Origin of the sequence: Stutzerimonas stutzeri, assembly GCF_024448715.1 — a bacterium.
Taxonomy (GTDB): Bacteria; Pseudomonadota; Gammaproteobacteria; order Pseudomonadales; family Pseudomonadaceae; genus Stutzerimonas; species Stutzerimonas stutzeri_AR.
In genome coordinates this window covers 350839-375486 of record NZ_JAMOHZ010000004.1, presented here as the reverse complement: position 1 = coordinate 375486, position 24648 = coordinate 350839, and the positions used below count along the sequence as shown (strand labels likewise).

21 protein-coding genes are annotated in these 24648 nt (G+C 61.6%); 7 read left to right on the top strand and 14 right to left on the bottom strand.

The genetic code is table 11. The features are described 5' to 3' along the window. Positions 1-91: 91 nt before the first annotated feature. From sutA to glnK, 5 genes are all read right to left on the bottom strand, one after another. Positions 92-424: a transcriptional regulator SutA gene (gene sutA, locus NAV33_RS11305; RefSeq protein ID WP_255979976.1), complete on the bottom strand. Its 333-nt coding sequence runs from the start codon at positions 422-424 to the stop codon at positions 92-94. A gap of 127 nt (positions 425-551) precedes the next feature. Further along, entirely contained in the window at positions 552-977 is a 426-nt protein-coding gene (locus NAV33_RS11300) for a secondary thiamine-phosphate synthase enzyme YjbQ (RefSeq protein WP_255979974.1), read from the bottom strand. Positions 978-1074: 97 nt separating this feature from the next. Then, the gene (locus tag NAV33_RS11295; protein ID WP_255979972.1) at positions 1075-2328 is read right to left on the bottom strand and encodes an ammonium transporter; all 1254 of its coding nucleotides are present in this window, start codon (positions 2326-2328) and stop codon (positions 1075-1077) included. 78 nt (positions 2329-2406) lie between these two features. After that, positions 2407-3723, bottom strand: coding sequence for an ammonium transporter (locus NAV33_RS11290; RefSeq protein WP_255979970.1), 1317 nt, complete (start codon positions 3721-3723; stop codon positions 2407-2409). A 131-nt stretch (positions 3724-3854) separates the two neighbouring features. After that, the gene (glnK, locus tag NAV33_RS11285) at positions 3855-4193 is read right to left on the bottom strand and encodes a P-II family nitrogen regulator (RefSeq protein ID WP_003096476.1); all 339 of its coding nucleotides are present in this window, start codon (positions 4191-4193) and stop codon (positions 3855-3857) included. A gap of 395 nt (positions 4194-4588) precedes the next feature. Here glnK and NAV33_RS11280 point away from each other — a divergent pair, with 395 nt between their 5' ends. The 3 genes from NAV33_RS11280 (at position 4589) to NAV33_RS11270 (ending at position 8581) form a co-directional block, all read left to right on the top strand. After that, positions 4589-4852 (top strand): accessory factor UbiK family protein, encoded by a 264-nt coding sequence (locus tag NAV33_RS11280; protein WP_255979968.1) that lies wholly within the window; start codon positions 4589-4591, stop codon positions 4850-4852. A 33-nt stretch (positions 4853-4885) separates the two neighbouring features. After that, complete coding sequence (locus tag NAV33_RS11275; protein ID WP_255979966.1) at positions 4886-6385, top strand: YifB family Mg chelatase-like AAA ATPase; 1500 nt, start codon at positions 4886-4888, stop codon at positions 6383-6385. A 225-nt stretch (positions 6386-6610) separates the two neighbouring features. Next, the gene (locus NAV33_RS11270; protein ID WP_255979964.1) at positions 6611-8581 is read left to right on the top strand and encodes a BCCT family transporter; all 1971 of its coding nucleotides are present in this window, start codon (positions 6611-6613) and stop codon (positions 8579-8581) included. Positions 8582-8616: 35 nt separating this feature from the next. Here the strand turns inward: NAV33_RS11270 and NAV33_RS11265 are convergent, their stop codons facing one another. Continuing rightward, complete coding sequence (locus NAV33_RS11265; protein ID WP_255980244.1) at positions 8617-10257, bottom strand: putative bifunctional diguanylate cyclase/phosphodiesterase; 1641 nt, start codon at positions 10255-10257, stop codon at positions 8617-8619. Positions 10258-10519: 262 nt separating this feature from the next. Here NAV33_RS11265 and rep point away from each other — a divergent pair, with 262 nt between their 5' ends. After that, positions 10520-12529: a DNA helicase Rep gene (gene rep / locus NAV33_RS11260; protein WP_255979962.1), complete on the top strand. Its 2010-nt coding sequence runs from the start codon at positions 10520-10522 to the stop codon at positions 12527-12529. Positions 12530-12686: 157 nt separating this feature from the next. On the opposite strand, the gene NAV33_RS11255 is transcribed toward rep, so the two are convergent. The 5 genes from NAV33_RS11255 to gap all read right to left on the bottom strand — a co-directional run bounded on the left by NAV33_RS11255 (position 12687) and on the right by gap (position 18455). After that, positions 12687-13451, bottom strand: a complete 765-nt coding sequence (locus NAV33_RS11255) for an IclR family transcriptional regulator (protein WP_255979960.1) — start codon at positions 13449-13451, stop codon at positions 12687-12689. A gap of 326 nt (positions 13452-13777) precedes the next feature. Next, the gene (locus NAV33_RS11250) at positions 13778-15280 is read right to left on the bottom strand and encodes a CoA-acylating methylmalonate-semialdehyde dehydrogenase (protein ID WP_255979958.1); all 1503 of its coding nucleotides are present in this window, start codon (positions 15278-15280) and stop codon (positions 13778-13780) included. Between the two features lie 4 nt (positions 15281-15284). Beyond that, positions 15285-16451, bottom strand: coding sequence for an iron-containing alcohol dehydrogenase (locus NAV33_RS11245; RefSeq protein WP_255979956.1), 1167 nt, complete (start codon positions 16449-16451; stop codon positions 15285-15287). Positions 16452-16831: 380 nt separating this feature from the next. Continuing rightward, on the bottom strand, positions 16832-17422 hold the full coding sequence (locus tag NAV33_RS11240; RefSeq protein WP_255979954.1) for a cyclodeaminase/cyclohydrolase family protein: 591 nt from the start codon (positions 17420-17422) through the stop codon (positions 16832-16834). Positions 17423-17435: 13 nt separating this feature from the next. Then, positions 17436-18455, bottom strand: a complete 1020-nt coding sequence (gap, locus tag NAV33_RS11235; protein ID WP_255979952.1) for a type I glyceraldehyde-3-phosphate dehydrogenase — start codon at positions 18453-18455, stop codon at positions 17436-17438. A 172-nt stretch (positions 18456-18627) separates the two neighbouring features. Between gap and NAV33_RS11230 the strand changes: the two genes are divergently transcribed. From NAV33_RS11230 to xpt, 3 genes are all read left to right on the top strand, one after another. Beyond that, a complete protein-coding gene (locus NAV33_RS11230) occupies positions 18628-20163 on the top strand; it encodes an alpha-amylase family glycosyl hydrolase (protein WP_255979950.1) in 1536 nt (511 codons plus the stop codon). A 1-nt stretch (position 20164) separates the two neighbouring features. After that, the gene (locus tag NAV33_RS11225) at positions 20165-21781 is read left to right on the top strand and encodes an alpha-amylase family protein (protein ID WP_255979948.1); all 1617 of its coding nucleotides are present in this window, start codon (positions 20165-20167) and stop codon (positions 21779-21781) included. Between the two features lie 451 nt (positions 21782-22232). Beyond that, positions 22233-22805, top strand: a complete 573-nt coding sequence (gene xpt, locus NAV33_RS11220) for a xanthine phosphoribosyltransferase (RefSeq protein ID WP_255979946.1) — start codon at positions 22233-22235, stop codon at positions 22803-22805. Between the two features lie 10 nt (positions 22806-22815). Here the strand turns inward: xpt and NAV33_RS11215 are convergent, their stop codons facing one another. The 3 genes from NAV33_RS11215 to NAV33_RS11205 all read right to left on the bottom strand — a co-directional run bounded on the left by NAV33_RS11215 (position 22816) and on the right by NAV33_RS11205 (position 24607). Beyond that, a complete protein-coding gene (locus NAV33_RS11215; protein WP_255979944.1) occupies positions 22816-23334 on the bottom strand; it encodes a cupin domain-containing protein in 519 nt (172 codons plus the stop codon). Between the two features lie 138 nt (positions 23335-23472). Continuing rightward, entirely contained in the window at positions 23473-23895 is a 423-nt protein-coding gene (locus NAV33_RS11210) for a c-type cytochrome (protein WP_255979942.1), read from the bottom strand. A gap of 163 nt (positions 23896-24058) precedes the next feature. Continuing rightward, positions 24059-24607, bottom strand: a complete 549-nt coding sequence (locus NAV33_RS11205; RefSeq protein ID WP_255979940.1) for a cupin domain-containing protein — start codon at positions 24605-24607, stop codon at positions 24059-24061. Positions 24608-24648: the final 41 nt, after the last annotated feature.

Below are 24648 nucleotides of genomic sequence, written 5' to 3'. Positions count from 1 at the left end.
GCTCGGGCCTCTAGCAGGGCGTTTAAAACTACCTGCTACGAGCGTGACGCGGTTTTCTCGTGCCTTTTCAGCCTCTTGCGGTTTATCTGAGTCAGATAGGCCGGCTGCCGTATTTGCTATCAGGCTTTTTCGGCGGATCGGCCACCACGTTTGGTTCGACTTCCTGCACGCGTCCACCACGCGACAGGAACTCTTCCATGGCGCGCGCCAGCTCGTCGCGTTCCCGCTGCTTGGCTTCCAGGCTTGGCAATTCTTCAACGACCGCGGCCTTAGCCTTGGCCTTCTTGGTCGTCGGGGTCGCGCGCTCGCTGTCGGTCCCCTCGTCGTCGGCAATGTCGTCGCCGTCATCGGCGGCGGCCAGCTCCTCGCCCTCCTCCTCGTCGCTAACGTCCAGATCGTCTTGTTCTAATTCTTCGTCGCTCATGTTCAACCTCATACCTTGCCAAAGCGGAAGTTTAAGGGTCTGTTCCCGTTTCGCTGCGAGCGGCCGCGACGAAACGGGAACAGACCCTAGCCCGGCGATGTGCTTTGTTCGCCATCGCCAAAAAAAATCAACTCACCATCCCGTGCACCGTGGCAAGGACCTGTCTGGCACCACCTTGATCTCGGTGCTCACCCAGATAGATGCCCTGCCAGGTTCCCAATGCCAGGCGCCCCTCGCTGACCGGCAAACTCAACTGGCAACCAAGCAGGCTCGCCTTGAAATGCGCCGGCAGATCGTCCGGCCCTTCGTAATCGTGCTCGTAACCACCCTGGCCTTGCGGCACCAGGCGATTAAAAAACTTTTCAAAGTCGCGTCGCACCGCGCCGTCGGCGTTCTCGTTAACAGTCAGCGAGGCCGATGTATGGCGTAACCACAGGTGTAACAGACCGGCCTGGCATTGTTGCAGTTCCGGCAGTTGTTCAAGCAACTCGTCGGTTATCAGATGGAAGCCCCGCGGCCGTGGACGCAGCGTGATCATGATCTGTTGCCACATGCTGACAGCTCCACCCGACACCTGAACGGGCGCATTCTAGCGCGGCGCCAGAAAAAGCAAAGGGCGCCCGTAGGCGCCCTTGTCGATACGTTGTAAATCAACGCTTGCTGGTGAATTCCGGATAGGCTTCGAGGCCGCACTCGACAACGTCTACGCCCTCGTATTCCTCTTCTTCACTGACCCGCAGGCCCATGACTGCCTTGATGATGCTCCAGACGATCAAGCTGGCGATGAATACCCAGGCGAAGATCGAAACCAGACCCAGCAGCTGGGCGCCGAAGGACGCATCGGCATTGGTTAGCGGCACCGCCAACAGGCCCCACATGCCCACCACGCCGTGCACCGAAATCGCACCGACCGGATCATCCAGCTTCAGCTTGTCCAGCCCGAGGATGCTGAATACCACCAGTACGCCACCCACGCCTCCAATCAATACCGATTGCAGGGCGCTCGGAGTCAAGGGTTCGGCGGTAATTGCCACTAGGCCGGCCAATGCACCGTTGAGGATCATGGTCAGATCGGACTTGCCGAACAGCAGGCGCGCAGTGATCAGCGCAGCGATCAATCCACCGGCCGCAGCCATGTTGGTATTGGTGAACACTTGGGCGACCGCGTTGGCGTCTTCGATGGTGCTCATCTTCAGTTGCGAGCCGCCGTTGAAGCCGAACCAGCCCATCCACAAAATGAGCGCACCCAAGGTTGCGAGCGGCAGATTGGCGCCAGGAATCGCGTTGATCTGGCCGTTCGGGCCGTACTTGCCCTTACGCGGGCCTAGCAGCAGCACGCCGGCCAGCGCCGCGGACGCGCCTGCCATATGCACCAGACCGGAGCCGGCGAAGTCGAGGAAGCCAGCTGCGTCGAGGAAACCGCCGCCCCATTTCCAGAACCCCTGTACGGGGTAGATGAAGCCGGTCATTACCACCGCGAAAGCGATGAAGGCCCAGAGTTTCATACGCTCGGCAACCGCGCCGGACACCACCGACATACAGGTCGCGGCAAACACGATCTGGAAGAAGAAGTCCGCCCGCGCCGAGTAGTAAGGCGCATCCTCGCCACCCGCGGCGACCACATCCACAGCGTTCTCGTCACCAATCAGGAATCCCAGGCTCGGCAGGATGGCGCCGTCCGGGCTGGAATACATGATGTAGTAGCCGATCAGCAGGTACATGACCGACGCCACGGCATAGAGCACGATGTTCTTGGTAAGAATCTCGGCGGTGTTCTTCGCCCTAACCAGACCGGCCTCGAGCATAGAGAAGCCGGCCGCCATCCACATCACCAGCGCACCGCAAATTAGGAAGTAAAACGTATCGAGTCCGTACTGAACAGGTATCAGTGCTGTGCTATCCATTGTTATCACCTTTTGCCGAGCGCCTCGCGACGCTGTTCGGTTAAGGCGCCCGGGTTGGCTCCGGGCGCACTCCGTTGCTTACAGGTTGTAGCCGCGCTCGTTGTGCAGGCTGAGATCGAGGCCGATGGTTTCTTCTTCTTCGCTGACCCGCAGCCCCATTACCACGTCGATCACCTTGAGAATCACGAAGGTGACAATGGCGGTGTACACGACTGTGAAGAGCACGCCTTTGAGCTGAATCCACAGCTGCAACGCGATGTTCTCCACCTCACCGAAGCCGCCTAATGCGGGCGCCGCGAATACACCAGTCAGCAGCGCACCGACGATGCCACCGATACCATGCACGCCGAAGGCGTCCAGGGAATCGTCATAACCGAGCTTGCGTTTCAAACTGGTAGCGCAGAAGAAGCAGATCACACCCGAAGCCAGACCGATGATCAGCGCGCCCATCGGCCCGACAGTGCCGGCGGCGGGCGTAATAGCGACCAGACCAGCGACAACGCCGGAAGCGATGCCCAGCGCACTGGGTTTGCCGTGGGTCAGCCACTCGGCGAACATCCAGGCCAGGGCCGCAGCGGCAGTGGCGATTTGCGTGACCAGCATGGCCATGCCGGCGGTGCCATTAGCACCGAGGGAGGAACCGGCGTTGAAGCCGAACCAGCCGATCCACAGCATCGCCGCGCCGACCAGCGTCAGACCCAGGTTGTGCGGCGCCATCGGCGTGGTCGGAAAGCCCTTGCGCTTGCCGAGCACGATGCACGCCACCAAGCCTGCAATACCGGCGTTGATATGCACCACGGTGCCGCCAGCGAAGTCGAGTACACCCCAGTCCCACATCAGGCCACCATCGCCGCCCCAGACCATATGCGCGATCGGCGCATAGACCAGGGTGAACCAGACGCCCATGAACACCAGCATTGCGGAGAACTTCATGCGTTCGGCGAAAGCCCCGACGATCAGCGCCGGTGTGATGATGGCGAAGGTCATCTGGAACGTGATGAAGACGCTTTCCGGCACGGTGCCGGTAAGGCTGTCGGGCGTCAGGCCACTGAGGAAGACACGACCGAGTCCGCCGACGAAAGAATTGAGGTTGGTGACGCCTGCTTCCATGCCTGCGGTGTCAAAGGCCAGGCTGTAGCCGTAGGCCATCCAGAGAATGCTCATCAACCCAGTGATGGCGAAGCATTGCATCATCACCGAGAGGATGTTCTTCGAGCGGACCATGCCGCCATAGAACAGCGCCAGACCCGGAATCGTCATGAACAGCACCAGCGCAGTGGCTGTGAGCATCCATGCCGTATCGCCTGAATCAAGCGTTGCCTCCTGTGCCATGGCGATGCCGGGGCTTATCAGGGACAAAAGGGCTCCTAGCCCTGCGAATTTTCGCAGAGTCATGGTTTTACTCCTGGGGCGTGGGGTTCGTAAGCCTGCTATGCAGGCAATCGAAAAAATTATTGCGGGCTTCGCTCGTTGCGGCGTCTGATCGGCGTTACCGCTCAATCAGTCGCTCGCGACGGTCAAGCCGGTCAAATCGCGTCGGTATCCGTTTCGCCGGTCCGGATGCGGATGGCCTGTTCCAGGTTGACGACGAAAATCTTGCCGTCGCCGATCTTGCCGGTGTTGGCAGCCTTGGTGATGGCCTCGATCACGCGATCCAGCTGATCGTCGGCAATCGCCACGTCGATTTTCACCTTCGGCAGAAAATCAACCACATATTCGGCGCCGCGGTACAACTCGGTATGGCCTTTCTGGCGCCCGAAACCCTTGACCTCGGTGACCGTGATGCCCTGAACGCCAATCTCGGACAGCGACTCGCGTACATCGTCCAGCTTGAACGGCTTAATGATGGCAGTGACTAGTTTCATGAAACTTCTCCCGTTTAGATGGACTTGCCCCAGAAATACGAACCCGGTTCAAGTCTAAGCTCAGTGTCTGGCTCTTGTAACGCGCCGGCATTGCCGAGCGACCATCCGACACCATCAACCGATCCGACGAAACGTCCCGAATCGCCTGCGCACCACAACGCATTGGTGCATCCGTCATGGCCAGCCAAGCAGAATCAATGCCAGTTTTGCGGGAGATGCGATCTGGCGCGCTCCGTGCCGTGCTTGCGTAGCGCACCGATGCCCGATCAACGAAGCCGCGCACCAATACCGAGCACAGCGACCCAGTGCCGTGTCCACAATCGTGCACAGCGATGGAAAATCGACCACAGATGGGCCGTGCTACACTGCCCGCCGCTCAGAAACAGGTGATGCCCATGTTCCCACCCAAAGCTTTTCTCGATGCCATCGGCTCCCAGGCCTCGCGTCTGTTCAACGGCGAAACGCCCCTGCCCCGCCCCGAAATCGAAGCACAGTTCAAGAGCATCGTGCAGGGCGCGCTGAGCAAGCTAGACGTAGTCAGCCGCGACGAATTCGACAGTCAGATGGTCGTGCTCGCCCGCACCCGAGCGCGACTCGAAGCACTCGAAGCCAAGGTCGCCGAGCTGGAAGAGAAACTCGCGCCACCCGCCTCCGAATAGCCTCGGAGGCGGCACGATCAAAGGAGTGATCGGATGTCCCTTGCCATAGTTCACAGCCGCGCCCAATTGGGCGTCGAGGCGCCTACCGTTACCGTCGAAGCTCATCTGGCCAACGGTTTGCCTTCACTGGCACTGGTCGGATTGCCGGAAACCGCAGTCAAGGAGAGCAAAGACCGCGTGCGCAGCGCGATCCAAACCTCCGGTTTCGACTTTCCCGCACGCCGAATCACGCTAAATCTCGCGCCTGCTGACTTGCCGAAAGATGGTGGTCGATTTGATCTGGCCATCGCGTTGGGCGTTCTCGCCGCGAGCGGGCAGATTCCGGCGGACCGCCTCGACACACTCGAATGCCTCGGCGAGCTGGCACTCTCCGGAGCACTGCGCCCGATACAGGGTGTTTTGCCCGCAGCGCTGGCCGCGCGTCAGGCCGGGCGCGCCTTGTTGGTGCCACGAGCCAATGCAGAGGAAGCGAGCCTTGCTTCAGGATTGGTGGTCTACGCTGCGGATCATCTGCTGGAAGTCGCTGCGCATTTCAATGGTTTGGCCCCGATTGCGCCGTTTCAGGCTCAGGGCTTGCTGCGTCAGGTATTGCCCTATCCCGATCTGGCCGATGTGCAGGGCCAAGCTGCTGCCAAGCGCGGCCTGCTGGTCGCAGCGGCAGGGGCGCACAACCTCCTTTTTTCAGGCCCTCCGGGCACCGGTAAGACCCTCCTCGCCAGCCGCCTGCCCGGCCTGCTACCGCCATTGGAGGAGCAGGAGGCGCTGGAAGTCGCGGCTATCCATTCGGTGGCCAGCCAATCGCCACTGGAACACTGGCCGCAACGCCCGTTCCGCCAGCCCCATCACAGTGCATCCGGCCCGGCCTTGGTCGGCGGTGGCAGTCGACCAAGGCCGGGGGAGATCACCCTGGCGCACCAGGGTGTGCTGTTTCTTGACGAGCTCCCGGAATTCGATCGCAAGGTTTTGGAGGTGCTTCGCGAGCCCCTGGAATCAGGCTGTATCGTCATCGCTCGTGCGCGAGACAAGGTGCGCTTTCCGGCCCGTTTTCAACTGGTCGCAGCAATGAATCCCTGCCCTTGCGGCTACCTGGGTGACCCGAGTGGTCGCTGCCGCTGTTCGCCGGACCAGATTCAGCGCTACCGCGGCAAGCTGTCCGGGCCGCTGCTTGATCGCATCGATCTGCACCTCACCGTGGCCCGCGAAGCCACCGCGCTCAACGCGCCTCCAACAATCGGCGAAAACAGCAGCGTCGTGGCCGAGCAGGTAGCCGATGCTAGGCGCATCCAGCTGGCACGCCAAGGCTGCGCCAACGCCTTTCTCGATCTTTCGGGGTTACGCAGCCATTGCCAGCTGCAACCCGAAGACCAGCAATGGCTGGAACGTGCTTGCGAGCGTCTCGGCCTGTCGTTGCGCGCCGCACACCGCATCCTGAAGGTGGCGCGAACCCTGGCGGACCTGCAACAGGCTACATCCATCGGCCGCCCGCATCTGGCTGAAGCGCTGCAGTACCGACCGGGCAGCCAGGCGTCCTGACCGACGGGTTATCCAAGGGCAGTCTTTCGCCGCAGGCCGTGCGGAATTTATAGCGGGACACGGCTCGGCAAATACATTGCCGCAACACGCCGGATTGCGCTGTCACATAATGTAAGCATTGTGGATGCGGCCCTTCGCCCGGTCAGAAGTAGACCGTTATGTTAGATTGCATCCTCTTTCGCCACAGGCGGCCCACTCCCTAAACGGTACACAAAGGAGCGCAGCATGGAGGCCAACAAGTCTTCTTCCACCATCAACCCTCCGGTCTTCTACGGCTCTGCCGTACTGATTCTCGCCCTGGTGATCTACAGCGTCGCTTTTTCCGAACATGCGCAAACGCTGTTCGGCAACGTGCAAGCCTGGATCATTGCCAACCTCAGCTGGCTTTATATCCTTGCAGTCGCGGTCATCCTGCTGATGGTGGTGATACTTGCCCTCAGCCGCTACGGCGACATCAAGCTCGGCCCCGATCACAGTGAACCCGACTACAGCAGCCTGACCTGGTTCGCCATGCTGTTTTCCGCAGGCATGGGCATCGGGCTGATGTTCTTTGGCGTTGCCGAGCCGGTAATGCATTTTCTGTCGCCCCCGGTCGGGGAAGGCAGCACGGTGGAAGCCGCGCGCGAGGCGATGAAAATCACCTTCTTTCATTGGGGTCTGCATGCCTGGGCCATCTACGCCATCGTCGCGATGATCCTCGCCTACTTCAGCTTCCGCCACGGTTTGCCGCTGACCCTGCGCTCGGCACTTTACCCGCTGATTGGCGAGCGAATTCACGGGCCGATCGGGCATGCCGTGGATATCTTCGCCATCATCGGCACGGTGCTGGGCGTCGCCACCTCGCTGGGGCTTGGCGTCACCCAGATCAATACCGGCCTCAACCATCTGTACGGACTGCCTATATCAGTACCGGTGCAAATCGCTCTGATCGTGGGCACTACGCTACTGGCCACCATTTCGGTGGTGACCGGCCTGGACAAGGGTGTAAGGCGTTTGTCCGAGCTGAACCTCAGCCTCGCCGTTCTGCTGATGCTAATGGTGCTGATCGCCGGTCCTACTGTGTTCATTCTCCAAACATTCGTGCAGAACACCGGCAACTATTTCTCGCAGATCATCACCGCGACTTTCAATCTCTATGCCTACGAGCCGAACGACTGGATCGGCGGCTGGACGTTGTTTTATTGGGGCTGGTGGCTGGCCTGGTCGCCCTTCGTGGGGTTGTTCATCGCGCGTATCTCGCGCGGCCGCACCATTCGCGAATTCGTCACTGGCGTGCTGCTGGTGCCGACAGCCTTCACCCTGTTGTGGATGACGGTGTTCGGCGATACCGCCATTCACATGATTCTCTGGGAGCACGTCACCAGCCTGGGCGAAGCCATCGACAAGGACAGCTCGCTGGCCCTGTTTGCCTTCCTTGAGCATTTCCCGTTTTCCTCCTTCATCTCGCTGATCGCGATCATCATGGTGGTGGTGTTCTTCGTTACCTCAGCGGATTCCGGCGCGCTGGTGGTAGACATGCTCGCCTCCGGTGGCCAGGAGAACACGCCGACCTGGCAACGCATCTTCTGGGCTGGGTCGATGGGTATCGTGGCGATTGCGTTGCTGCTGGCCGATGGGCTAACGGCACTGCAGACCGCCACTATCGCCAGCGCTCTGCCTTTCACCATCGCCTTGCTCTGCTCGATGTGGGGCTTGCTCAAGGCATTGCGCCTGGATGCCACCAAACAAGGTCTGCGCTATCAGGCAATCACCACCTCTCCCGCCACGCCGCGGGCCTATAGCGACTGGCAACGACGCCTGCGCAACCTGACGATGTTCCCGCGACGTACCCATGTGCTGCGTTTCATCGCCGAAGTGGCCCGCCCTGCCTGCGAAGCGGTCGCCGAGGAAATTCGCAAACAAGGCTACGACGCCATCGTCAGTGAAGGCGAAGACCGCCGTATCAGTATTGAAATCACCCACGAAGGCGAGCCTGACTTCATCTATGAGATTCGCCCTCGCGCCTATGCGATGCCCAGCTTCGTGCCCAACAGCGAAGACGACGAACCCGGCGAGCGTAAGTATTTCCGCGCCGAGGTCCATCTCAAGGAAGGCGGTCAGGACTATGACGTGATGGGCTGGAGCCGCGAAGGCGTGATCGGCGACATTCTCGATCAGTACGAAAAGCACATGCATTTTCTGCATATGGTGCGCTAGCCATAATGCGTCGGGCGTCCTGCCCGGCGCATCGTTCAATAGCTTGCCGAGGCCTCACGCCCTTGTGCCAAAAAACGTCCCAACTCCGCGAGAGGCAGAGGTTTGCTGATCAGATAACCCTGCACCTGATCGGCCCCGAAGCGCCGCAATTGCCCGAGCTGAGTAGCCACCTCCACACCTTCGGCGACCACTTCCAGGCCCAGATTGTGCGCCAGGCTGATCATGGCACGGACCAGGCGGCTACTCTTCGGGCGCCTCGCCAGCTGCTCGACGAAGCTCTTGTCGATTTTGAGCAGGCTGATGGGTAGCCGACTCAGGTGCACGAAAGAGGAAAAACCGGTACCGAAATCATCCAGCGAAAAGCGCACGCCCAGCTCCGCCAGCGCGTTCATGGTGCTGCGCACTTGGTCGCTGCGGCGCATCACCGCGGTCTCGGTGAGCTCGAATTCCAGCCAATGCGGATCAACCCCGCGCTCCTTGATCAGCCGCTGCAGGGTACTTAGAAGCTGACTGTCCTGGAACTGTCGAAACGATAGGTTGACTGCCATGTGCAGCTCACCGGCGCCACTCTCGCGCAAGCTCTGCATGTCGCGCAGCGCACGGGAAATAACCCAATAGCCCAGCGGCACGATCAGCCCGCTCTCTTCGGCCATAGGAATGAATTCGTTCGGTGCCAGCCAGCCACGTTCAACATGCGGCCAACGCACCAAGGCCTCCATACCAACGATGCGCCCCGTCTCCATGCACAGCCGCGGTTGGTAGTGAAGTTCCAGATCGTCGCGGCGCAGCGCCCTGCGTAGCTCGCCTTCCAGATCCACCAGGTTGCTGGCGCTGCGGTTGACACGCTCGTTGTAGAAATACCAGGTGCAGCCTTGCTTGGCCTTTGCATGGCGCATGGCAATCTGCGCAAGCCACAGCAGTTGATCGGGATCGGTGTCAGCCTTGGCACGCGCCAGCCCAAGGCTGCAGCCGAGCATCAGGCTTTCGCCCTCGAGCCAATAAGGCTCGGCCAGCGCTTCCACCACACGGTCGGCCACTCGTTCGGCGCGCCCGGAGCGCCGTGTGGTATCAAGCAGCAGGGCAAACTCATCGCCACCCAGCCGGGCGATCCTATCTCCGACTTCCAGCTGCGCCTTCAACCGCGCGACCACCTGCAGAATCAATTGGTCACCGGCCTGATGGCCAAGCGTGTCGTTGACTCGGCGAAAGTTGTCCAGATCCAAAAGCCCCAGCGCCAAACCTTCGCCATCGTGCTCGGCGAGCTCCGCTTCGAGCAGTGCCTGGAACCCCTGTCGATTGGCAATGCCGGTTAGAGGGTCTTGCTGGGCCAGCCGCTCCAGGGTGGCATGTAGGCTGCACCGTTCCCGCGCATAGCGCAGGCACCGACGCAACACATCTGGGCTCAATTGAGAAGCAACCAGCCAGTCGACAACACCTTCGGGCGCCTCGTCGGGCTCGTCGTCCAGCAGAAGAACGGTGGGCCAAGGGAAGCGACCCGAAGCAGAACGGCCGCCAGGCGTGGTGAACAGCAGAGCGTGGCCCGCCTCGGCCAGACGCGCGGACACGGCGGGCCAGTCGTGCTCCACCAATAGCACGTGCTGGCTGCGCATGAGCGTCAGCGTGGTTCGCAGGCGCTCGGCCCATTCGGACTCGTCGGCCAGCAGAACCAGACGCATAGGTTGTACGGACGCTGTCACGGTGTATCTCCGGTTCGTGCGGAGCAAGAAGGTGGCGGGCCACCTCGACAGTACACCTCCTTGTGCGAAGCGAAGCGGTGGCTGGACAACCTAAGGCGGTCACAGCGCGCATAGACTAGAGCATTCCGCCTGGTGACCAAGCAATGCTGGCGACGACTGGTAGGAGCAAAGCCTGAGCGACGTCATCTCGCACGGCCAGCCCTGCTAAACTCTCGCCCCCGCTCTAACAGACCAAACGAGAATGTCCCGACTCAATCCCCGGCAGCAGGAAGCCGTGAACTACGTCGGCGGTCCCATGCTGGTGCTCGCTGGCGCAGGTTCCGGCAAGACCAGCGTGATCACCCGCAAGATCGCCTACCTGATCCAGCAATGCGGCATCCGCGCGCAATACATCGTCGCCGTGACCTTCACCAACAAGGCCGCCCGCGAAATGAAGGAGCGCGTCGGCAGCCTGCTGCGCGGCGGTGAGGGGCGCGGGCTGACGGTCTCGACCTTCCACAATTTGGGTCTGAACATCATTCGCAAGGAGTATGCCAAGCTCGGCTATAAACCCGGTTTCTCGATTTTCGACGAGGGTGACATCAAGGCGCTGCTGACCGACATCATGCAGAAGGAATACGCTGGCGACGATGGTGTAGACGAGATCAAGGGCTACATCGGCAACTGGAAGAACGACCTGATCCTGCCGGAAAAGGCGCTGGCAAACGCGCGCAATCCGAAGGAACAGACCGCGGCGATCGTCTATACGCACTACCAGCGCACGCTCAAAGCCTACAACGCGGTGGACTTCGACGACCTCATCATGCAGCCGGTCAAGCTGTTCCAGAATCACCCCGAGGTGTTGGAGAAGTGGCGCAACAAGGTGCGCTACATGCTGGTGGACGAGTATCAGGACACCAATGCCAGCCAGTACTTGCTGGTCAAGCTGCTGGTACAGGAACGCGCACATTTCACCGTGGTGGGTGACGACGACCAGTCGATCTACGCCTGGCGCGGCGCGCGGCCGGAAAACCTGATGCAGCTGAAAGAGGACTTCCCCTCGCTGAAGGTAGTGATGCTCGAACAGAACTACCGCTCCACCAGCCGCATCCTCAAATGCGCCAACATCCTGATCGCCAACAACCCGCACGCGTTCGAGAAGCAGCTGTGGTCGGAAATGGGTCACGGCGACCCGATCCGCGTGATCCGTTGCCGCAACGAGGAAGCCGAAGCCGAGCGCGTGGCGATGGAAATCCTCACACTGCACCTGAAGACCGAGCGGCCCTACAGCGACTTCGCCATCCTTTATCGCGGCAACTACCAGGCCAAGCTGATTGAGCTGAAGCTGCAGCACCATCAGATCCCATATCGGCTGTCTGGCGGTACCAGCTTCTTCGGACGTCAGGAAGTAAAGGACCTGATGAGCTATTTCCGCCTGCTGGTCAACCCGGACGACGACAACGCCTTTCTACGCGTGATCAATGTGCCGCGTCGAGAAATCGGCTCGACCACGCTGGAAAAGCTCGGCAACTACGCCACCGAACGCAAGATTTCGATGTACAACGCCTGCGACGAGATAGGCCTGGGCGAGCATCTGGACAGCCGCTTCACCGATCGCCTGTCACGCTTCAAGCGCTACATGGACAACCTGCGTCAGCAGTGCGCGCAGAACGACCCGATCGCCGCGCTGCGCAGCATGGTCATGGACATCGATTACGAAACCTGGGTGCGCGCGCAGACTTCCAGCGACAAGGCGGCGGATTTCCGCATGGGAAACGTCTGGTTCCTCATCGACGCGCTGAAGAATACGCTGGAGCGCGACGAGGAAGGCGGCATGACCATTGAGGAAGCCATCGCCAAGCTGGTGCTGCGCGACATGCTCGAACGTCAGCAGGAAGAGGAAGAAGGCGCCGAGGGCGTGCAGATGATGACCCTGCATGCCTCCAAGGGCCTGGAATTCCCCTATGTGTTCATCCTCGGCATGGAGGAAGAAATCCTCCCGCACCGCTCCAGCATCGAGGCCGATACCATCGAGGAGGAACGCCGCCTGGCCTACGTCGGCATCACCCGCGCCCGGCAGAATCTGGCGATGACTTTCGCCGTCAAGCGCAAGCAGTACGGCGAAATCATCGAATGCATGCCCAGCCGCTTCCTCGACGAACTGCCGCAGGAAGACCTGGAATGGGAAGGCCAGGAAGACGCGCCGGTGGAGGTCAAAGCCGCCCGTGGCAACGATGCGCTGGCGGCGATGCGGGCGATGTTGAAAAAGTAGCAGCGCCTTGGCGGCTGAACCATGTCGTAGGGTGGGCTTCAGCCCACCAATCATCACGCTAAGGCAAAAATCAGCGCCACGTTACGACAGCCATTTGCTAATTGGTGGGCTAAAGCCCACCCTACGGCTGAAGCCCAGCCACCCTCCCTACGGCGCTTCAACCGCCGACAATCGCCTCCAACTCCCTCGCCGCCGCGCGCAACTGGGGGACGAACGCCAAAAGCGGCTCCATACCACAGCGGATCACCGGCGCGTGGGTGAACAGGCAAGCACTCAACTCGCCGCGGCCGTCGCGCACCGGCACCGCGCAGGCGACCATACCGTCAATGAATTCCTCCGAATCGGTGGATAGGTCCTCTTCGCGAATCCGCGCCAGATCATCGCGCAAGGCGCTGAGGTCGATGAGCGTGTTGCGCGCCAGCTGCCGGATCGGCAGGCGCGGCAGGATTCGCTCCAGCTGATCGGGCGGCAGCGAGGCCAGATAAAGCTTGCCGCTGGCCGTGCACCAGAGCGGTGTATGACTGCCGATCGGCAGGTTGATCTGCAGTGGCCAGTTCGTCTGCACGCGGTCGAAATAAAGCATGTCCAACCCATCCGGCACCGACAGCCCGCAAGTCTCGCCGATCTCTTCGGAAAGCTGGCGCAGGATCGCCTGACGCAGCGCCTTGTGTCGACCGCTGCCGAGGATGTTCACCGCTGTGGTATGCAGGCGGTCGCCGGGCAACAATCCGCCGCGCAGGCCGAACTGCAGGAATCCCTCCTTCTCCAGCGTTTGCACCAGTCGATGGGCGCTGGCCTTGGGGATGTCCAGCTTCTCCGCCAGTGCGCTGGGGGTCAGCGGCTCCGCAGCGCCAGCAACGGCTTCGATGATTTCCAGCACGCGGGTGATGGAGGAACCTTTTTCGCGAGGGGTGGTGCGCATGGATCGATGCCCGTTGCGGTAGGTAAAGAAACAGCCGCCAAAAAGAGCGGCAAAGTTTAATTGAACGTAAACGCCCAGCGGAACGCCGCCCGGCCCACCCTACAAGGGTTCGTTTAGCTACCGCACCGTAGGGTGGGCTTCAGCCCACCAGCTGCGCGCAACATTCAAATCGGCAAGCGAATCAGAACGAGCGCGCTTCGTCAGTAGTTACGCTTTGCCACTGCCAATCGGTGGGCTGAAGCCCACCCTACAGTGCTGAAGCCCACTAGATAATCACCCGGAATGCCAAAGCGAAACGCCTTCCGGCCCACCCGGCGACCCCGGCCTTACTTCATCGTCGGCATGGCGAACTCCGCGCCGGCACGAATGCCGGTCGGCCAGCGCCGGGTGACGGTCTTCATCCGCGTGAAGAAACGCACGCCGTCGGGGCCATGCATGTTCAGCGGGCCGAAGATCGAGCGCTTCCAGCCGCCAAAGCAGTGGAAGGCCATCGGCACCGGGATTGGCACATTGACGCCGACCATACCGACCTTGACGTTCTCCTCGAATTGCCGCGCCGTGTCGCCATCGCGCGTGAAGATCGAGGTGCCGTTGCCGAATTCGTGATCGTTGACCAGCTTCAGCGCCTCGTCGAAGGAATTGGCCCGCACCACTACCAGTACCGGACCGAAGATTTCCTCCTGATAGATGCGCATCTCCGGTGTCACCCGGTCGAATAGCGTCGGCCCGACATAGAAGCCATTCTCGTAACCCTCGACTTTGATGCCGCGACCATCACAAACCAGCATTGCACCTTCTTCCACGCCGAGGTCGATGTAGCCGGCGACCTTCTGCTGATGCTCGCGGGTAACCAGCGGCCCCATGTGCGGCTCGGGTTCGACGCCAGTGCCCGGCCCGGTGCGCATCTGCGCGATTTCGCCCTTGAGCATCTCGACCAGATTGTCCGCGACCTCGTCACCGACGCACACCGCCACCGAGATCGCCATGCAGCGCTCACCCGCCGAGCCATAGGCGGCGCCCATCAACGAACTGACCACCTGCTGCGGATCGGCGTCGGGCATGATCACCATATGGTTCTTCGCCCCGCCCAGCGCCTGGCAGCGTTTGCCGTGCGCCGAAGCGGTCGTGTAGATGTACTCGGCGATCGGCGTCGAGCCGACGAAACTCACCGACTGCACGCGCTCGTCGGTCAGCAGCACGTCCACCGCTTCCTTGTCGCCATTGACGATGTTCAGCACGCCGGCCGGCAAACCGGCTTCGGCCAGCAGCTCGCCGAGCAGCATGGTCGCGCTCGGGTCCTTTTCCGATGGTTTGAGGACGAAGGTATTCCCGCAGGCGATAGCCACCGGCAGCATCCACAGCGGCACCATGGCCGGGAAGTTGAACGGCGTGATGCCGACGCACACGCCCAGTGGCTGCATTAACGAGTTCGAATCGATATCGCGGCCGACGTTGGGCGAGAACTCGCCCTTGAGCAGATGCGGAATGCCACAGGCGAATTCCACCACCTCCAGGCCACGGGTCACTTCACCCTGGGCGTCGGAGAACACCTTGCCGTGCTCCAGGGAAATCAGCCGGGCCACATCGTCGCGGCGCGCTTCGAGCAACGACTTGAAGCGGAACATGACGCGGGCCCGCACCAGTGGCGGCGTTTTCGACCAGCCTTCGAAAGCCGCCTGGGCGGCAGCGATGGCGTTGCGGGTTTCATCCGCCGAGGACAGCGAAACATACAGGCGCGGCTCGCCAGTGGCCGGGTTGTAGACGGTCGCGTGGCGTTCGGAGCGGCCAGCGACGGCCTCGTTGTTGATCAGGTTACCGAGGGTCTGCATGGGGTTACTCCTGATTCCAGACGGTTTCGTAGAGGTCGATGATTTCCGCTTCACTGGGTAAGCGCGGGTTGTTGCCCGGCGAGCCCGAGGCTAACGCTTGCTTCGCCATGGTTTCGCGCAGTTCGAAGAAGCGTTCGCGAGTGATACCGAACTGCTCGGGGCTTGGCACCTGCAGCTCTTTGTTGATTGCGCGCAGTTCGGTCAGCAGCTTGTCGTTCGCCGCCTCGACGCTATCGCCTTCGCCCGCCACGCCCATGGCACGCGCGCAGTCGGCGTAACGCTCGGGCGCGGCCGGAATGGAAAACGCGGTGATCGCCGGCAGCAGCATCGCGTTGGACAGCCCGTGCGGCACATGGAAGAAGGCGCCGATGGGCCGGCTCATGCCATGTACCAGCGCCACCGAAGCATTGGAAAAAGCGATACCGGCCAGAGTCGCGCCAAGCATCATCGCCTCGCGGGCGTTGCGATTGCCGGGCTCGTGATAGGCCGCGCGCAGATTCGGCGCCAGCAAGCGCATGGCCTGCAGCGCCTGGGCATCGCTATAGAGGCTGGCCTTGCGGCTGACATAGGCCTCGATGGCGTGGGTCAGCGCGTCGATGCCGGTATCGGCGGTCACGCGCGGCGGCAGCGACAGGGTCAGCTCGTAGTCGATCAGCGCAGCCACCGGCATGAAACCAAGGCCGGCGCAGAGCATTTTCTCGTCGCTGGTCTCGTCGGTGATGATGGTGAAGCGCGTGGCTTCCGAACCGGTGCCGGCGGTGGTCGGGATCGCAATCAATGGCAGGCCGGCTTCGCTGACGTCACGCGGGAAGCGGTAGTCGCGCATCTCGCCGCCGAACTTGCCGAGGATGCCGATGGCCTTGGCCGAGTCGATCGGGCTGCCGCCGCCGAGCGCGATGATGGAATCGTAATTGCCTTGGCGCACCATCTCCACACCTGCATGGATGGACGCTGCGGTAGGCTCGGGAAGAGTATCGGCGAAGCAGTCGCAGGAAATGTCAGCCTTGGCCAGGGTCTCGCTGATCCGCGCGACATAGCCCAACTCGACCATCATCCGGTCGGTGACGATCAGAGGACGTTTGCAGCCCAGGTTGTGCAGCACGGAGACGATCTGCTGACTGGCGCCGGCGCCGATTTCCATCAGGCGCGGCAGGACGATGCGATGGCTCATGATGTTCTCCGGGTGGGCGTTCGCGACATCTTCGACGCCGGCGAGGCTGCCGGACGAAGCAAATGGGCGAGCGATTTGCGTGAGGAGACCTCGGGTCTCGATTGTTATTTTGAGATGGTTCGTCTCACTTGGCTTTGAGACTAGAAACAACCCACGCAGTCGTCAACCTAAAACGAGACGTTTTTTCTCGTTATCAGATAAGAATGATATTGGCGATAGCGAATGCGTGGTGCTGAGCGTAACCCCGGAGCGGGAGCGGTTCGCCAGCAGCTCCTACACAAGCGAGTCGGCGGCGGTAACCGCAAGGCTCGATCGGGCCTCCAATGTCGTAGGAGCGAGCTTGCTCGCGAACATCCGGCCAGACGCCGCAGCTCGAACCGCTACCTGCCAGAACCAACCAACCGCCGTAGCAGACCGTCGCCTTCACTCTGCAGTCGCTGGCGGGCAACCCCGGCCTGCTCGCGAGTCGATGTTTCATCGAGGCTCGCCATATCCGCATCGACGTTGATCAGGGCCGCGCTGAGCCCTGCGTGAATGAGCACGGCCCCGGCCTGAACGTCGCTTTGGACGTTTGCTGCCACGCACGGCCAAGCGGTGACCGCCAGATCGAGAGCCTGTATGCAGCAATGGGCCAGAGCTAGCGGCACCGCACAGGCTTGGCGCGCTGCCGCCTGCTTGTGCTCGAGCTGGCCGTAGCGGGTGGCGCTCAGGTAATCGATGAACGCCTGCATGTCGTCGTTGGCGAATGCGCCCGGTCGCCCCAACAACGCCTCAGCAGCTTGCATCAGCTCTAGGCGGGCCGGGTCAGACGCGTGGGTCTCGCTGATACGCAGCCCCTTAACCACCAGCGCAAGTCCGATGTCGGCGGTGACGGCCGCTGCCGCGCCGCAACCCGGCGTGGGTTTCCGGGCAGCCGTGGCTGCCCGGAAGTCCACCAACCGTTGCGACCAGATGTTCGGGCCTTCGCTCATCCAACTGATCCTGTCAGGCGGCTCGCGCAGTGCCGTCGCCCCAGGCCAGCAGCACGTCGAGCATACGATTAGAAAAGGCCCATTCGTTGTCGTACCAGGCCAGCACCTTGACCAATTCGCCCTGCACCCGTGTATGGCCGAGGTCGGCCACGCAGGAGACCGGATAGCCAACGAAATCGCGCGATACCAAGGGCAAATCGTTGCACTCCATCACGCCCAGCGGCAGATTCCGCGCGCCTTCGCGCAACACCTGGTTGACCGCATCGACACTGGCCGGAGGTCGTTCGGCCATGAACGTCAGGTCGACCAGCGAGACGTTGGGCGTCGGCACCCGCACCGACAGGCCGTCGAGCCGTCCGGCCAGTTCCGGCAGCACCAGACCGATGGCCTTGGCCGCACCGGTGGTCGAGGGAATCATCGACTCCGCCGCGGCACGGGCTCGGTAAAGATCCTTGTGCGCCTTATCCAGCAGGTTCTGGTCATTGGTATAGGAATGGACAGTGTTGAGCAGCCCTTGGCGAATGCCCACCGCCTCGTGCAGTACCTTGGCCAGCGGCGCCAGGCAGTTGGTGGTGCAGGACGCGTTGGAAATCACCTGCTGGCTGCCATCCAGCAGGTCATGGTTGATGCCATAAACCACGGTGAGATCGGCGCCATCGAGCGGATGAGAAGCGAACACGCGGGCGGCCCCGGCCTGCAGATGCTGTTCGATCTTGGCGCGCTGCTTGAACTTGCCGGTGCATTCCAGCACCACGTCGACGCCCAATTGCTTCCAGGGCAGCTGCGTGGCGTCGCGCTCCTGCAGCAGGCGAATCGACTGACCGCGAATCTGCAGCATGTCGTCGTGCAGGTCGACCTGCTCCTGAAAGCGTCCGAAGGTGGTGTCGAAGCGCGTCAAATGAGCCATCGCCGTTCGGTCGCTGAGGTCGTTGATCGCCTCGATATGGATCTGATTCTCCAGATTTCGCTCGAACAGGGCTCGCAATACGGCTCGGCCGATACGGCCGTAGCCGTTGATGGCAATACGCAACATGGGCGCGCTCTCCTGGGTCACTTTGAGGCTTTAGCTTAGGCGGAGTATCGGCTGCGGCGTTCACCGGTATCTGATCGGGAACATGAAATGGCGAACCCAAGCGCCGCTCGTCAGTCGTAACCTGACAGGTCCGTTGCGCCGGGCTTGCCGCACACCGGAAAGGGGCACGAGCATGAGCGAGTCAACCCAGCCACCGTGGTGGAAAGGCGCCACCATCTATCAGATTTATCCGCGATCCTTTGCCGACAGCAACGGTGACGGCATTGGCGATCTCAACGGCGTACTGCGCCACTTGGATCATCTGCAGCATCTGGGCGTCGACGCCCTGTGGCTGTCGCCTATTTTCAGATCGCCAATGGCCGACGCTGGCTACGACATCAGCGACTACTGCGACATCGATCCGCTGTTCGGTTCGCTGGAAGACATCGACCGGCTGATCGCCGAAGCGCACGCCCGTGGCATGCGTCTGCTGCTGGATTTCGTGCCTAACCACACCTCCGATCAGCATCCCTGGTTCGTCGAGTCGCGTAGCTCACGGGACAACCCCAAGCGTGACTGGTATATCTGGCGCGATGAACCCAACAACTGGCGCGCAGCATTGAATGCCGGCAGCGCCTGGACCTGGGATGAGCACACCCAGCAGTACTATCTGCACCTGTTTCTGCCCGAGCAGCCCGATCTGAACTGGCGCAACCCGCAGGTAGTCGAGGCGATGCACGACGTGCTGCGCTTCTGGCTCGATCGCGGCATCGATGGCTTTCGCGTCGACGTCATCCATTGCACGGGCAAGGAGCCGAGCTTCGCAGACGATCCGCGCTGCCTGGCCGGCCAGCCGCTGGTGGAGTTCAACGACCAGCCCTACAGCCACGAAGTACTGCGCGGCTTGCGCCGGCTGGTCGACAGCTATCCCGGCGAGCGCGTGCTGGTCGGCGAAGTCAATATCCGCTCCACCGAACGGGTGCTGCAATACTACGGGGCCAGCGATGAGTTGCATATGTCGTTCAACTTTCAGCCGCTGGATGCACCCTGGGAACCGGTGATGTTTCGCACCTGCATTCGCGACGTCGAAACGCTGCTGAAACCGGCCGACGCCTGGCCGACCTGGGTGCTGTCCAACCACGACAATCATCGTCAGCGCAGCCGCTATCAGGGCTCGCTGCGCAGCGCACAAGCCGCTGCAGTGTTATTGCTGACGTTGCGCGGCACGCCATTCATCTTCCAAGGCGAGGAGCTGGGGCTCGAAGACGCGATGATCACGCCGGAGACACAGGTCGATCCCGGCGGACGCGACGGCTGTCGCGCACCGATTCCCTGGCTCGCGGCGCCACCTCACGGCTGGGAGGGTGATGAGCCTTGGCTGCCGTTCCCGCCTGAAAGCGATGAGCTGGCTGCCGAACGGCAGCGACATGCGCCAGGCTCGACCCTGGAGCTTTATCGCCGTTTGATCGAGGCGCGCAAGCGCAGTCCCGCGCTGCTTCATGGTGACTGGGAAGAACTGCCGTCGCACCCCAACGTGCTGGCCTACCGCCGGCAACTCGGTGAGGACCAACGAGTGGTTTGCCTGAACTTCGCCGATGAGCCCCACGCCTTCCCGATCAATGGCCACTGGCGAATCGAAATCGCCAGCGACGCCCAGGGAGAAGACGAAACCTACGCCGGCGAACTGGCGGCAGGTCAGGCACTGATTCTCAGCCCGGAGGAACATTGAAATGCGGCCTCTCTGGTACCGAAATGCGGTCATCTATCAGATCGATCCGTCACTGTTTCTCGACGTCAACGGCGATGGCTGCGGCGATCTGCGCGGCGTCACCGAGCGTCTGGACTATGTCCGCGGCCTCGGCGCCACCGCCATCTGGCTGATGCCGTTCTACCAATCGCCGTTTCGCGACGCCGGCTACGATGTCAGCGATCACCTGCAGGTCGATCCACGCTTCGGCGATCTCGCCGATGTCGTATATATGCTGGAAAAGGCCGAGGAGCTGGGGCTGCACGTGATTATCGAGCTGGTGGTACAACACACCTCCACCGATCATCGCTGGTTTCAGGAAGCGCGGCGCGACCGGCAATCGCCCTACCGGGATTTCTACCTCTGGGCAGACGAGCCGGATGACAGCATCGAACCGATCTTTCCTACCGTGGAGAAAAGCGTCTGGACCTGGGACGAAGAAGCCGGGCAATACTACCGTCATTTGTTTTACAGCCATGAGCCGGATCTGAACCTCGGCAACCCGAAGGTAGTAAAGGAAATCGAACGCATCATGGCGTTCTGGCTGCGTCTGGGTGTTTCAGGTTTTCGTGTCGATGCCGCTTCGCACCTGATCGAACAGGCCGGCAGCGGCGACAGCGATGGTTATTGGCTGCTCGAACACATGCGCGACTTCGTCACGCTACGCCGGCCGGAAGCCGTGTTGCTGGGCGAGGTCGACGTTGAGCCGGAGCAGTACCGCGATTATTTTGGTGAAGGCGATCGGCTGACCCTGCTACTGAACTTCTGGGCCAACAACCATTTCTTCCTGGCGCTCGCTCGCAGCGAGGCGGAACCCCTTCATCGGGCATTGGAACGCCAGCCCGGGCCGCCCGAGCGTGCCCAGTACGCCATCTGGCTACGTAATCACGACGAACTGGATCTGGAACGGCTGAGCGACGACGAACGCGAGGAGGTCATGCAGGCCTTCGCGCCCGAACCCGACATGCGCGCCTACAACCGCGGCATACGCCGACGTCTGGCCCCCATGCTCGAAGGCCACGAGCGGCGCATCGCCATGGCCCACGCATTGATGTTCGCACTGCCCGGCACACCGATCGTCCGTTACGGTGAGGAAATCGGCATGGGCGAGGACCTGTCACGACCCGAGCGCCTGGCGGTGCGCACCCCGATGCAATGGTCTAACGAGCCCAACGCCGGATTCTCCTGCGCGGGCACGCCGCAGCTCGCGGCGCCGCTGATCGAAGAAGGATCGTTCGACTATCGGCAAAGAAACGTTTACGCCCAGACTCTTCGCGAGGATTCGTTGCTGGCCAAAACCGGCAATATGATCCGCACCCGTATCGGCCTGCGCGAGATCGGCGGCGGCAGGCACCGCCCGGTCGAGACGAACTGTCCGTCAGTGTTCGCCATTCGCCATGACAATGATTCGACCGTGCTGATGCTGGTGAACCTGGCGGACCGAGCGCTCGACGTCGAGGTCGCAGACAAGGATCTGCAGGACATGGTCGACGTGCTCGCCGACAGTGATTATGAACAACCCGAAGGTCATCCATTGCGCCTACGTCTGAACGGCTACGGCTACCGCTGGCTACGCCGCAAGCAGCAATTGTTTGGATAGCGATGAAACGCGCATTAGGCGTCACGCAATGGCGGGGCTGGCCGGTCGATGGCTTTCCCGCCGATAGCTGGCGAGACGCCGAAGGTGAACTCCAGGCCATCGCTGGCGCCGTGCAGATCGATCTGGTTTCGTACGCGTATCGCCCACAGCGAATTTGCCAGCTTCCCTCGCTTCGCCCACGCAGCCGAGGGCCATATCGTGCTGCAGCACCATGGTGAGGCGGCGCGCTTTCGCCGCTTGTCGATCGAAATGATTGACTGAACGGTCCTCTTGGACCAGCGGGCCGAATTGAGCGAGAATGCGCCGCTTTCCAGGCTGCGGAACGCGCTGGCGAGTGGAAGCAAGATCGATAACGGGCTGGGCGCTCGCCGTGATGGCGCAGCGCCCAGTCGCTTTCGGGACGGCGAACCGCCAGACGTACCGGGCCGCCCACGCTTGAGGTAGCGCGTCAGTGGAACAGCTGAAACAGAAGATCCGCAATGAAGGCATCGTACTCTCTGACCGAGTACTCAAGGTCGATGCCTTCTTGAATCACCAGATTGACCCCGTGCTGATGCAGCAGATCGGCCAGGAATTCGCCCGGCTGTTCCGCGATGAAGGCATCACCAAGATCGTCACCATCGAGGCCTCCGGCATCGCGCCCGCGATCATGGCCGGACTGGAGCTCGGCGTACCGGTGATCTTCGCCCGCAAGCATCAATCGCTGACGCTTACCGACCACCTGTTGACCGCCTCGGTGTACTCGTTCACCAAGCAGGTCGAAAGCACTATCGCGATCTCAACCAACCATCTGTCCGCCGCCGACCGCGTATTGATCATCGACGACTTCCTGGCCAACGGCAAAGCCGCCAAGGGCCTGATCTCGATCATCCAGCAGGCCGGCGCGAGCATCGCCGGGCTGGGTATCGTCATCGAGAAATCGTTCCAGGTCGGTCGCCAGGAGCTTGAAGAAGCCGGCTTTCGCGTCGAGTCGCTGGCCCGTGTGGCAGCGCTCAGCGACGGTCAGGTGGTCTTCGTCGAGTAAACGCCCCGCTTCACTCCCTGCGCCAAAGCGATACCAGCGCGCCCTGGGTACCAGCGACCGGATCGCTCACCGGCACGCCGACCCGCGCGGCACGCGCACGCGCTTCATCGTGGCTGCGCTCGTCTGGGCGCAGCAGATCGTATTGTTGATCCACCGGATAGCCGCCCACGACCTCGAAGTCCTCGCTGGCGCTCAGTTGGCAATGACCGGTGCCGGCGGGCAGCACTAGCGCATCGCCAGCGCGCACTTGCACCTCCCGGCCCTGCTCGCCGCCGAGCATCAGCCGCGCCGAACCACGCGACACGCCAAGCACTTCATGGGCGGTGGAATGATAGTGGTGGTAGTCATAGACACCGGCGCGCCACTGTGCCGGCCACAGATGGCTGTCGAACAGGTTCTCGAACGCGGCGGCATAATCGGGATCGGCCAAGGGCAGCTGGCGGTACACCAGCACCGGATGCTGACTGTTCGGTGTGCGGCCATCACTGGCGAAATGCAGCTGCTCGGGTTGCGGGGCAGAGCTGGGCATGGGCACCTCTCGCATTGCCAAGGGCCACATGGAGCGGCCATCGGAAAGGAATTTGAATTTTGACCCAATGCCGCGCGGCTTTACTCCCCAAGAAACGACAAAGCCGCCCGAAGGCGGCTTTGTCTGACCGGCTGATATTTAGAGGCCGGACATATGCTTGATGGCGGCTAGCAGCTCGTCATCCGAGCAATCGGCACAGGTGCCTTTCGGCGGCATGGCGTTGATGCCGGTGATGGCTTTCGCCAGCAGACCATCGAGACCGCCTTCCTTATCAGCGCGCGCTTGCCATGCAGCAGCATCACCGATCTTCGGCGAGTTCAGCAGGCCAGTGCCATGACAGGCGTTGCAGAACTGGCCGACCACGGCTTCACCGGTGCGGGCACCGCCGCCAGCGGCAGCCGCCGCAGGGCCAGCAGCCGCGCATTCCTCGCCTTGAATACATACTTCGCCCACTGGCTTGAGTCGCTCGGCGATGTCGTCGTTGGTCGCAGCCTGAGCGCTCATTGCCCACAGGGCCACTACGGCAGTCTGTGCTACCAGGATCTTCTTAATCAGGTTCACCTTACACCCTCATGTGGCTAGACACGCCCGCGGCCACGGTTACGCGAGCGGCGGTTAGTATAGCGGCAAGCCATGCATGCCGAAACAACCCGTGTTGCGTAGGCCTCACCAGCGACGCTGTGTCGCATCGCCAATCCACCAGTGCTAAAACCGGCAATCAGACTCAGAAATTCGCAGGTGTCGTCGCGCTGATCAGCCTGGCAGGCACCTCGAACGGATTACGAAAACGATGCGGCTTGCTGCTCTCGAAGTAATAGCTATCGCCGGTTTCGAGCACATAGATCTGACCGTTCACCGTCAGCTCCAGGCGTCCCTCGACCAGCATCCCCGCCTCTTCGCCCTGATGAGAAAGCATGTCCGTGCCGGTATCGGAGCCGGGCGGATAGGTTTCTGCGAGGAAGGCGATGGCCCTCCCTGGATGGGCCTTGCCCACCAGTTTCATGCTTACTGCGCCGTCGGAAATATCGATCAGCTCGCTCGCCTTGTAGACGACTTGGGTGTCGCCATCCTGCTCGAAATCAGGCGAGAAGAACTCCACCAGCGACATTGGAATGCCGCTCAGCACCTTTTTCAGCGAGCTGATGGAGGGGCTGACGCTGTTCTTTTCGATCATTGAAATCGTGCTGTTGGTAACGCCTGCACGTTTGGCTAGTTCGCGCTGGGACAGGCCCTTGAGTTTGCGGATGGTTTGCAGTCGAACGCCTACGTCCAATACGGGAGCCCCCAATCAAGAGCGGAGTGAAGAGGCCGCTA

Coding starts and splice junctions, on each gene's coding strand:
- NAV33_RS11255 (WP_255979960.1), bottom strand. CDS start 13,451: ATGCGCACCACCCCTCGCGAAAAAGGTTCCTCCATCACCCGCGTGCTG.
- NAV33_RS11270 (WP_255979964.1), top strand. CDS start 6,611: ATGGAGGCCAACAAGTCTTCTTCCACCATCAACCCTCCGGTCTTCTAC.
- NAV33_RS11245 (WP_255979956.1), bottom strand. CDS start 16,451: ATGAGCCATCGCATCGTCCTGCCGCGCCTGATGGAAATCGGCGCCGGC.
- NAV33_RS11250 (WP_255979958.1), bottom strand. CDS start 15,280: ATGCAGACCCTCGGTAACCTGATCAACAACGAGGCCGTCGCTGGCCGC.
- NAV33_RS11275 (WP_255979966.1), top strand. CDS start 4,886: ATGTCCCTTGCCATAGTTCACAGCCGCGCCCAATTGGGCGTCGAGGCG.
- sutA (WP_255979976.1), bottom strand. CDS start 424: ATGAGCGACGAAGAATTAGAACAAGACGATCTGGACGTTAGCGACGAG.
- NAV33_RS11300 (WP_255979974.1), bottom strand. CDS start 977: ATGTGGCAACAGATCATGATCACGCTGCGTCCACGGCCGCGGGGCTTC.
- NAV33_RS11265 (WP_255980244.1), bottom strand. CDS start 10,257: ATGCGTCTGGTTCTGCTGGCCGACGAGTCCGAATGGGCCGAGCGCCTG.
- glnK (WP_003096476.1), bottom strand. CDS start 4,193: ATGAAACTAGTCACTGCCATCATTAAGCCGTTCAAGCTGGACGATGTA.
- NAV33_RS11290 (WP_255979970.1), bottom strand. CDS start 3,723: ATGACTCTGCGAAAATTCGCAGGGCTAGGAGCCCTTTTGTCCCTGATA.
- NAV33_RS11295 (WP_255979972.1), bottom strand. CDS start 2,328: ATGGATAGCACAGCACTGATACCTGTTCAGTACGGACTCGATACGTTT.
- NAV33_RS11215 (WP_255979944.1), bottom strand. CDS start 23,334: ATGCCCAGCTCTGCCCCGCAACCCGAGCAGCTGCATTTCGCCAGTGAT.
- NAV33_RS11240 (WP_255979954.1), bottom strand. CDS start 17,422: ATGAGCGAAGGCCCGAACATCTGGTCGCAACGGTTGGTGGACTTCCGG.
- NAV33_RS11230 (WP_255979950.1), top strand. CDS start 18,628: ATGAGCGAGTCAACCCAGCCACCGTGGTGGAAAGGCGCCACCATCTAT.
- gap (WP_255979952.1), bottom strand. CDS start 18,455: ATGTTGCGTATTGCCATCAACGGCTACGGCCGTATCGGCCGAGCCGTA.
- NAV33_RS11225 (WP_255979948.1), top strand. CDS start 20,165: ATGCGGCCTCTCTGGTACCGAAATGCGGTCATCTATCAGATCGATCCG.
- rep (WP_255979962.1), top strand. CDS start 10,520: ATGTCCCGACTCAATCCCCGGCAGCAGGAAGCCGTGAACTACGTCGGC.
- NAV33_RS11280 (WP_255979968.1), top strand. CDS start 4,589: ATGTTCCCACCCAAAGCTTTTCTCGATGCCATCGGCTCCCAGGCCTCG.